Below are 11,034 nucleotides of genomic sequence, written 5' to 3' on the forward strand. Positions count from 1 at the left end.
GTGGGAGCTGGCGACAGCATGGTGGCAGGTATCGTCCTAAGCCTTTCAAAAGGGAAAAAACTGCGTGAAGCTGCCCTATATGGGATAGCTGCCGGTTCTGCTGCTGTGATGACCCCTGGGACCGAGCTATGCCGAAAAGAAGATACTGAGCGTCTCTATGCAAAAATGATATGACCGCTCAGAAACTAACTAAAAATTGGATATAGGAAGACGAAAATGCAAGATCTGCTCATTGTGACCGATCACAGCAGAACACTCCTGAATTACCAGTATCTATCCAATGAGTGCTCTGCTTTTCGGTTTATCTCGTATCCACTCTTAATTTTATCATAAAGGCATTAAGAAAATGCCTTAATCACATTTTCCTCCTTCTCATAAATCCTATGAAGACTGCACCAACTGCTCCTGCCACCAGGATAAGGGCAACTATATCCGAACCCGAGAATGTGGGACTGCTGCTTTCCGTCTGGGATACGGTTTCCGTTGTCATCTCATAACCTTCTACATAATTTGGATCCTGAATCGATTGCATGGATTCCTTAGGCACTTTGTCCAGGTCGGTCCCAACCCCTCCATCCGTTTCCATGGTCTGATTGCTGGAACCGGCAGGTTTCACCTGCGCAGAACCTGTGGGACTTCCACCCTTGCTCTTTTCAGCAGAAGAAGTATCATCTGCCTCAGCGTCGTCGTCCCGGAGTGTCGCCTTGTACAACTGTTCATTATATTTCTCGATTACATCTTCACTTACAACACCTGGCACAGATACCACACCCTGCACAAAATCATCGAGCAGAGGATTGCCGCACGTGTGATGACAACATGTGGCCCCATTCTCTGCTACTGATTCCATATATTCCTGTGTCAGGCTTTGTACAACTTCCGCAGAAGGCTCCCAGTACCCTTTACGGACCGCTTCCAGCATCCTGCCAGTGATGGACTGGTATGCACCAGCATTCTCCGCATTGAACCATTCTTCCATACCCTCATTGGCATAGGTCTTATAGACATTATCCCATACGGAATCGTCCACAAGTTCGGGGTCTGTAACTTCCCATCCCCACAGATTGTCCACGAACTCTGCCATCATCCTGCCACCGGCATATCCTGATCCCTGCATGCCCTCTATCCATTTGGGATTGAAGTACCTCGAACGCAGGTTCTTGCTCAGGTATTCCTTCATTCCGGTCATCTGGGCATTATCCGGATCTCTCGTATCGGAAACATACATCTCCGGAGTCTGGTGGTCATCCCTAACATACCTGGTCGCAAGGTTCAGCCCGCCGAAATACTGGAAGAAATCATCATTGTCCAGAGTATCATACAGATTGGAAGAATCCGAATGAACCGATGCTTCCACCTCTTTAAGATTGGATGTCAGCAGTTCCTGGCATTGGTATCCCCACAGCTCAGTACCATAGGCAAAACCCATCTTCTCAAGATACAGGGTCGCGATCTCATCCTCGCTTTCCCAGGTACCGCTTGCATCTATGGCATCACCGACCAGAATATCATAAGTTCCATCCTGTACCGCGAAGCACCTCATGGTGGAAAGGGTTTCAGCCATGGCAGCAGTTTCTTCATCGGTCTCAAAGGACCCCCGAAGGCTTTCATAAAGATCCTGGTATATGGCTTGTGTACTGGTGTTAACATAGTTAGGGTAATTCACCGAAGGAGCAGTGTTTGCAAGTTTCACTGCATCATCAAGCATTTTGATCTTGCTTGGGAATGCGTCCCGCATACCTGCGGTTGCATACACTATGTCGATACGAGGTCTTCCCGGCAAAGAAGTATCATAGTTGGGTAGCAATTCTTCTTCAGGTATGAGTTCCACACCAACCACGTAACCATTGCTATCCCAGACCGGCTTGACACCCAGCAGGTACATGGCTTCAGCTTCCAGCGTACCATGGTCACGAATGAATTCCACACCGAACCTGGAGAAAGATACCTTTGTCGGATATTCACCATGTTCCTCGTAGTAGTCCACCAGCAGTTCCTGAGCAAGCATTACTCCTATTTTCCATGTGGCTTCAGAGGGATAAAGCTCAGGGTTCACCCCGTAAAAGTTCCTGCCTGTGGGCACAGCATTGGGATTCATCACAGGATCCGTACCCGGGCCTGCAGGTATGAAACCGGCACTTAAAGCATCGATCACCCTGTCCATCTCGATGGCAGAGTCTATGAGCCGCTGCTTATATTCCAGACCAGTTTCCAGATCTTTGGCAACGGATCCATTGGTATAGCCGTACACCAAATCCTCAGCATCATATATGGAAGTGCCATTGGTCACAACTTCCCATACTAACCAGTCTACTTTTGTATCATTGAACGGTATGCCCAGCGGATGATCATCCAACGGATAATAAGCAGCTGTGACGTTATCCTCGAAAGATCCCTTCAGCATGGAACGAACCATGCATGAAAGTTCATCCCTGTTGGGAGATGTGGAGTTAAAAGCCGGTACTTCTCCCAGGATGTGCATGCCGTAAGGTATGTTCTCACTTGCGATCTCTTCCAGATATTCATGGAGTACGTTCTTTACGAAGACATCAAAGAACGTTTCGTTGTATCCATACAGTTCCGAAGCATTCAGCTCCAGGTCTGTAGTAAGATTTGCTTTTACCATTTCATCGACAATGATCATCTGATATCCTTTCTTCGTCTGGGCGGACATCTCTTGTCCATAGTACTGCTGAACGTAACGTGAAAGGTTGGATAGTTCTCCATACATGCCTGAACGTTCCAGGGTCGGCGTCATATGATCGATAATAAGGGCATTGCCTCTGTATTCGGCTGTAAGGCCTTCCCCAACGTTGGCAACGATGTATGGGTAGATGTTTGGCAGATCCTGCAATAGCAATGGGGACCATTCTGCTGTTCTGTTCATACCATAAGCTTGCCCCGGAAGCCATTCATGTGTACCATGAGTTCCCAGATGAATGATGGCATCTGCATCCCATTGCTTGTTAAGCCACAGATAGAAGGCTATGTACTGATGTGGTGGCGGAACAAGGGTACTGTGATACAAAGTATCATCGCTCTGCATGAAACCACGGGCAGGCTGGGGCATGAGCCATACATTTCCAAACTGAACAGTAGGAATTACCAGATATTTACCTGACTCGTTCTCCCATATCATCAAGTTCTTGTCCTCTGGTAGATCTTCCTGCCAGGGGGCACCCCATTCCTCAATGACTTCGTCTCGCAGATCCTGCGGGATCTCTGTTTCAAACCATTCGCGATAGGTTTCCATGGATATTAACTGCAATCCCCATGATGTTTTGTTCTCGACCATTTCATTGAGTACACCGGGTGCCCAACAACCTGCATTTATACCCTGAGCCTGGATCCTCTCAAGTAACTCTGTGTTGTTTGCTGGCACTGAAGTAACATTGAATCCTGCATCCTGCATTTCCTGAAGCATGAGTCTCATGCTGGAAATTGTATCAAGATAACTGGCTCCGATATTATCCTTGCCTGAAGGATAGTTGTAATAGATTACTGCAACCTTCTTTTCGGAATTATCCATGGATTTGAGGTTTGCCCAATTTATGGACCTGTTACCTATCCAGTCAACCTGGCTGTTTATAGGAATAGATTCACTTGTACCGTTATCAGAGTCATATACGTTCTTTCCTATGACAACATACTCAAAAATACCGTCAAGATTCGGACCAAGGGTCATCCTCACTACCTGAGCATTTGGTATGCCTCTGTTAGCATCTGCGGGATCAGGTGTCTGTGGTACGTCCACAACTATGCCCCTTAATACAGGCACATTGAGCTGCCTAAGTTCACGTTCTCCCTTCTCATTGTCATAATAATTCAGCCTGAAACTCTTCAAAGATATGACACACTGCACAAGTGACTGATTGTTGTCATCACAATAGTATTTGACTATGTCATCAAATGTATCGAATCCCACGATAACGTTGCAGTCCTTACCTTCAAGGTCTGAGATCAGTGCATCCACCACTCCCAATTGTCCATTAGTGATGTCATCACGATGGAACCACATACCTATGGTGGGTTTTGTGGGGTCGTACACATGGTGTGTACCGTCATTCAGAGAATACCATTCCAGATACTCCTGCGTTGTCTCAAAGTATTTCCCTGAATGATCTTTGTGATAAAGTCCTACCTGTGGTACAGCAGAAGAATCAGAGCCCTGCAGTTCCCAATCTGCAGTAAGTTCAGAGTTGCCGCCGTATTCCCTGGCAAGATATATAAGGAAATTCTCAGCGTTCGTTAACTGGGTACCTGTCTGCGTACCCATGTTATTGTAATAGTTAAGCAATGTGACATTCTCATCACCAGTGTACACATGGTCAAAGTATTCCGGTGTATCTATGGAATGCACATCAACGAACACAGTACCTGCCTCATGTGCCTGCCAGAAGCTCTGGTTGAGAGGACCATAGATGTTGCTGGAAAGCATATCACAGAAGATCACATCCTGCTCCTGAAGTAAACCACTTGAAGCTGCTGCGAGCAGTTCACCACTTGGATCAGCCCATGTGGTCACATTGAAGGATGGTATGTAAGTGTATTCGATGTTCTGGCTGTAAGGATTGGTCAAACTGGCATTTTCCAGAGCCGGGCTTGCTGCATAAGAAAGATACAGAATTTTTATGCTAGCCCATTTTTCAGTGATCTCAGAATGATTACCATATTCCTTTGCAAGGTATAGCAAAAGGTTCTCCGCATTGAGCTTTTCCTCTTCAGTGGCAGTGCCCATATTGTTATAATATGTATCTATCAACTGAGTGGAAGAACCATCGGAGATGTAGTCAAAATAAGTGGGAGTACCCATCGACCTTATGTCCACAAGAGAGATGCCTGCATCATCAGCAGCTTTAAATGTTTCACTTAGAGGTTCAAATACAGCGGATGAAAGCATATCAGTGAATATTACATCCTGTTGCAGCAGCAAGCCACTTGAAGCTGCCTGGAGTAGCTCGTCACTGGGACCGGCCCAAGAGGTAGTATTGAACGAAGGAATGTATGTGAATTCTATGCTGCTATTGAATCTTGTAGCACTTGCAGCAGTTTCCAGAGCGGGACTTGGCTGCCAGCCTATATAGACAATGCGTATTTTGCTTCCCCACCCATCGGTGATCTTAGGTTTATTTCCATAGTTCCTGCATAGATATGTCAAAAGATCTTCTGCATTCTGTAACTCTGTTCCAGTTCCGGTACCCATATTATTATAATAGGTATCTATTGGCTCTGTTGATGAGCCATCGGATACATAGTCAAAGTATTCAGGTGTTCCCAGAGACCTTATATCCACAAATGAAGTACCATTGTCTTTTGCAGCCTTGAACGATGAATTCATAGGATCAAAGACCGCACTTGATAACATATCAGTAAAGACTACATCCTGCTCCAGCAATAATCCTGAACTTGCTACTGACAGCAGTTCATCACTGGGACCGGCCCAAGTGGTAGTATTGAACGAAGGCACATAAGTGAAAACCACATCCGAACCATATGCCATAGACTGGCTTGCTGTTTGCAGAGCAGCGCTCGGTGTCCAGGAAATATACATGACATTGACCTTGTTTTCATCTGCCGTTGCTACCTGTATACTGAATAACATAGCCAGTATACTGATCATCAAGAATAACTTTCTCCATTTCATAGTACCATCCCTATCAAAAAGTGGAATCAGCTCCGCTCTTTGACCTACAAACCCAACCATTAGTTCCACTTTTGAAGATATATTATCCAACCTTACGAGCAACACTGATAAACAAAAAGTTGCTTCAGAGAATTTCGACAACATTCCCCACAAAAATGGTATGGAGATTCCCGCCCTTTATAGAAGGAGCAGAGAAATAGCCAAACCAATTCCCAGGCCATCGGCCTAAAAGGGGAATAGGCACTTCTCAAAATAGAAAAGTGCCTTAAAAGGTCACATTTTCTTCTTTCTCATGAATCCCAGGAATACTGCACCTGCTGCTCCCACTACCAGCATAATAGCAACTATGTCAGAACTGGAGAATGTGGAACTACTACTCTCCGGTTGGGTTACAGTTTCCGTGGTCATCTCATATCCTTCAACATAGTTCTCAGGAGTGGACTTCGGAGCTTCGGGCGCAGGCTGATTAAGGTCTGTACCTGCTCCAACGTGGGATTCCATAGTCTGGTTACTGGATGCAGAAGTCGTAGCCTGGTTCGTAATTTCCAGCTTCGGACCACTGGAACCACTGCTGCTACTGCTACTGGATGTGCTTTCCTTCACTGGCTCACTGGTTGCTTCCTCCATGAGCTTCTTGTATTCTGTAGCAGTTTGTTCATCCACCAGACCTGGAACGGACATTACACCCTGTATGAACTCATCCAATGAAGGATTGCCACAGGTATGATGGCAGCAGGTAACACCATTATCCACTACGGACTCAACATATTCTTTCACCAGGTTCTGGACCACTTCATCTGAGGCGTCCCATGAATCTTTCCTTACGGTTTCAAGCATCCTTGCTGTGATAGACTGATACTGATATGCATTTTCCTTCAAAAACTCATCCAGTCCAAGGTTTTGAGAATCCAGTATATATGTCTCATACATCTTGTTCCAGTCCGAATCCGTTACCAGATCAGGAGTGGTGGCTTCCCATCCCCACATATATTCCACGGTCTTCATCATTTCCCTGGCACCCGCATAATCATACTCCATCATACCGGTTATCCAGTTCGGATTCAGGTACCTTGCAGTCAGCTCAGCACTGAAAGCTTCACTGAGTGTGATAATCTCCGGGTCGTCCACACTTGTCAGGTCAGAGATATACATTGAAGGAGACTCACCTGTGATCGATTTCACAGCAAGTCCAAGTGCTCCGAAGTAGGAGTAATAGTCGTCATTGTCTATGAGACCGTAAAGGTTCGAGGTATCACTGTGTATGGCTGCATCCACTCCTCCCAGGTTTAGTTCGAACACATCCTCATAATTAACACCCCATACATCCTTTCCGTATACATTGGACATCCTGGATATGTACAGGTCAGCAACTTCTGACGAATTCTCCCAGGTATTGCTTGCTTCTACTGCTTCGGATACTCCCGTACCGTATGTACCGGTGGCCTCACTGAATATCCTGGACATAGAAACATTATGTGCAACGCTTTCATTATATCCGCTTGCCAGCATTGCATCTTCTATGGCAAGTGAATTCCATCTTACATAGTTGGTCTCATTTGTCTCATTAAGTTCAGCAACCATGCGGACTGCCGTATCCATGAGTTCTATCTGGTATGGGAAAGTATCACGGTAAAGTCCGGATGTTGTGAGTAGCACATCTATTCTCGGATGTGTCATCTCTTCCTGCGGGATCACTTTAAATCCGGTTATCCTTCCGCTGGTCCTTTCCAGTTCCACACCCAGAAGAGCATAGATCTGCGCTTCCATGAGTCCTTCATGACGCATTGTTTCCACAGACCACATGACAAAAGCCACCTTGTTGGGATATGTTCCATTAGCTGCATAATAGGTTTCAAGCCAATTGTCTATGATGGCAGCTCCCATAGCCTCGGTCTCTTCGTCAGGAATGGTCCTCTGGTCAAAGCTGTAGAAGTTCTTACCTGTGGGTAATGCATCCGGATTGCGTATAGGATCATTGCCTGTACCAGGTTCTATGTATTCAGAGTTAAGTGCCCTTAATGTCTGGTCGATCTCACGAGTTGTCTGGGCCAGATTATCTGCATACTGCAGCGCCAGCTCAAGATCGGCCGTGATATTGGCATTTGTAAGACCTAGTACCTCAACCTGGGCAGTTGAAACGTTAGTTGCATTCAGCAGGGTGGCATTCAAAAGTAACATGGCATCAGAATCTGCTTCTATTTCCCAGTCTTCCTCGGTTCCGTTATCTTTAGCCAGCACATTATAGATGTGATCGCTGAAATCATCACCCAGCATGGACCTTACCATAGATACAAGCTTCTCACCTTCAGGAGCCACCCCAAAGACATGAAGACCGTACGGGATGAGCTCTGATTTCATATCTTCAAGATAATCCTCCAGCACGCTATTCAGGAAGTTCTCAAAGTCGTCATCTGTCATATTATACAGTTCACCAGTTGAGACTTCCAGATCCTCTCCAAGGCTTAGGTTACCGTAAAGCTGTATCGTGCTGTTACGATAGAGTGCCATCATTCCAGTTTCATTGTCACTTTTTGCATCCTGATAGTTATGGATCTTCTCGTGCATTGTGGCAAGATCCCCATAAAGGCCAGCTTCTATTATCGGTGGGGTAAGATGGTCTATTATAACAGCATTACCACGGCGCTTGGCCTGTGTGCCTTCACCCACGTTATCCATGATATATGGGTAGACGACAGGAGTTTCAGCCACCATGATAGACGGATAATCGTATCTCCAGAGTCCTACCTCATTTCCTGGTAACCATTCCTGTGTACCATGGGTACCAAAGTGTATCATAGCATCTGCATCGTAGATGTTGTTGATCCAGAAATATGTCGCAAGATACTGGTGTGTGGGCGGTATTGAGGAATTATGATATATAAGGGACTCATCTGAAAGTCCTGCCCTGGTTGGCTGGGGTATGAAATTGACATTTCCAAGCTGGATGGTCGGTATTACAAAGTACTTTCCGCTCCTATTTTCATAGGTCATGACCTCGCCTGGTGCTTTGCCCCATGTATCCTCTACTTCAGTACGCACGCTCTGTGGCAATGTTTCGTACCATTCAAGATACTCGTCCACCGGAAGAAGGGTCACATAACCTGACTGCACAACTTTCTCAAGTTCGCCGGGTGCCCATGTACCCACATTCCTGCTTTCAATGAACAGGTCAATGAACTCGCTGCCATTTGGAATTGTGCCGTTCCCAATATTATATCCTGCAGTCCGCATATCTTCCAGAAGCAGAGTAAAGCTTGAACCTATGTCCAGGTAACTGGCACCAATGTTGTTCTTGCCACCCTCGTGATTGTAGTAAAGGATGGTGATCTTCTTGTCAGCGTTTGCTTCTCTACCAAGTTCTGCCCATGCAATGGCCCTGTCAGATATCCATTCGACCTGACATTCTAAGGGCTCATAGTAATACTGCTCTGTTGCTTCGTCCTGCACTCTCCCGGCTACCCAGATGTAATCGGTAAGGCCGTCTATTTCAGGTTGCGTGACCTGATAGGGAATAGAAGCAGTACTCAATCCCAGTACACTTTCATTGTATTCGTCAGGTGTCTGATAGTAATCCTGTATGCCTTTAATTACAGGCACATTGTACTTTTGCAGATATTCTATTCCCTTTTCATGATCGTCATAGTTAAGATAGAAACCTTTCAGTGAAATAATGGAGTCAACAAGCACTTCCCCGTTCATGGTGAAGTAATCCACATCATCCGTACATACGGCGTATGTTGTGTAGATCACATTGCATCCTCTTGACTCGATCTTTCTGATAATGGCATCCTCTGTATTGTATTCTATAGATGTTTTACCCAGTTTGTTACCGATTATTCCAATTGTGGGAGCTGATGCATTGTAACCGTGGTCTGCATACCACTGCAAATATTCGGTGCTGTTGGCAAAGGTTCTTGGGAAGGCATCGGGGTGATATATCCCATCATCCGGAATAGAGGGCTCATCTGCGGCAGAGTATTCAATATAGACATTCTCAAGGGTAGCTCCGATGCATCGGACCCAGTTCTCCATATTGCCGTATCCGTCGTTATACAGATAATCTGTCATTGCATCGTATGGCGAATTACCCATGTCGATCGTTGCTATGCCATATACGTCTGACAGCATACCGAACATTCCGATCTGTGCACCGTTATTCTTTGCAGCAAGAAGCTCATCCTTTATCTCGGGAAGTTCGTTGGCTCCCACCATGTATAGCATGATAACATCTTCGTTACTAATATCAATGGAACTGTTTATGGCCTCTGCACCTGTCATCACATTGACATTGAAACGGTCGGTGATCACTGCTCTTTCAGCAAGCACCTGGTCCATATAATATACACTGGTATCTGAATTGATGATGTAAGTAACATTCACTTTCTCTTTCACGATCACTGGCTCGGCAATAGTTTCTCCTGCAAAGGCACTGGAGAATTTCTGGCCCATGAACTTCAGCATGTTGCCCATGTTGGCCTCTCCGCCCTGCACCCAATATCTTTCGATATCAGTGTAATTGGCAGAATAAAGGTCCACATTTGACAGAGTAATGTTCTCGGAAAGATTGTAACTTATGACCATTGCGCCATTAGCTTTTGCAGCATTTATGCTGGTAGCCCAGTTAGTTACAGTTGTTTCCGGCTGTGATTCAATGAATATAACTGAATAACTGGTGAAATCAAAATCCTGCGGTACCGTTTCACTCTTTGCAATAACCGTTGTGCTTAATTCAGAAGAGACATCTGATGCAGCTGCTGCACTATTAAGGGAAGCAGTGTTAACATCTGTGCCCAGAACAAAAAGGAACTTCACATCTCCGCTTCCAACTGAGATACCACCGGTCGTACCATTATCATTTGACCCATCTTCTGTTGAGGTATTCCCACTGTCTATGATCTCAGAGAGATTACTATATTCTGTTGCAAGATATATGAGCAGGTTCTCTGCATTTGTGAGCCCTTCCCCTGTCGTACCCATGCTGTTGTAGTAGGTGCATATAGTATCGTTGCCCTTGCCGTCCGAAACATAATCAAAATATGAAGGTGCACTGCTTGTACGTATGCTCAGCAATGATACACCATTGTTGTGTGCTGCTTGCAAGGTAGAATTTACTGCTCCGTTATCGGAGTTGTACACCTTGCTGCCAACCATATCACAGAATATGACATCCTGCGTTGCCAAAAATCCGCTTTCAACCGCAGAGAGCAATTCATCACTCGCGTAATATGAAGCATTATAGGCTGGAATATAAGTATACTGTATAAATTCACTGTATACATTTGTCTGACTTGCAGATTGTAACGCATCGCTTGGCGTGTATGCGATGCAAGTTACATTTATTGTCTCCCCCGCTGCCGATACCACTGTTGTGAGCGATGCTAACAACAATA

At 45.5% G+C, this 11,034-nt stretch carries 3 protein-coding genes; 1 reads left to right on the top strand and 2 read right to left on the bottom strand.

The window, feature by feature from the left end; genetic code table 11:
- Positions 1 to 174, top strand: a complete 174-nt coding sequence (locus ACCM36_RS05215; RefSeq protein ID WP_370572695.1) for a PfkB family carbohydrate kinase — start codon at positions 1 to 3, stop codon at positions 172 to 174.
- Positions 175 to 355: 181 nt separating this feature from the next.
- On the opposite strand, the gene ACCM36_RS05220 is transcribed toward ACCM36_RS05215, so the two are convergent.
- Together ACCM36_RS05220 and ACCM36_RS05225 are read right to left on the bottom strand one after the other, a co-directional pair.
- Positions 356 to 5,704 carry a cobaltochelatase subunit CobN gene (locus ACCM36_RS05220; RefSeq protein WP_370572693.1) on the bottom strand — a complete coding sequence of 1,783 codons (5,349 nt, stop codon included), beginning with the start codon at positions 5,702 to 5,704 and terminating at the stop codon, positions 356 to 358.
- A gap of 213 nt (positions 5,705 to 5,917) precedes the next feature.
- Positions 5,918 to 11,032 carry a cobaltochelatase subunit CobN gene (locus ACCM36_RS05225; protein WP_370572694.1) on the bottom strand — a complete coding sequence of 1,705 codons (5,115 nt, stop codon included), beginning with the start codon at positions 11,030 to 11,032 and terminating at the stop codon, positions 5,918 to 5,920.
- Between the last annotated feature and the right edge of the window lie 2 nt (positions 11,033 to 11,034).

It is taken from the genome of Methanomethylovorans sp. (assembly GCF_041305605.1).
Taxonomy (GTDB): Archaea; Halobacteriota; Methanosarcinia; order Methanosarcinales; family Methanosarcinaceae; genus Methanomethylovorans.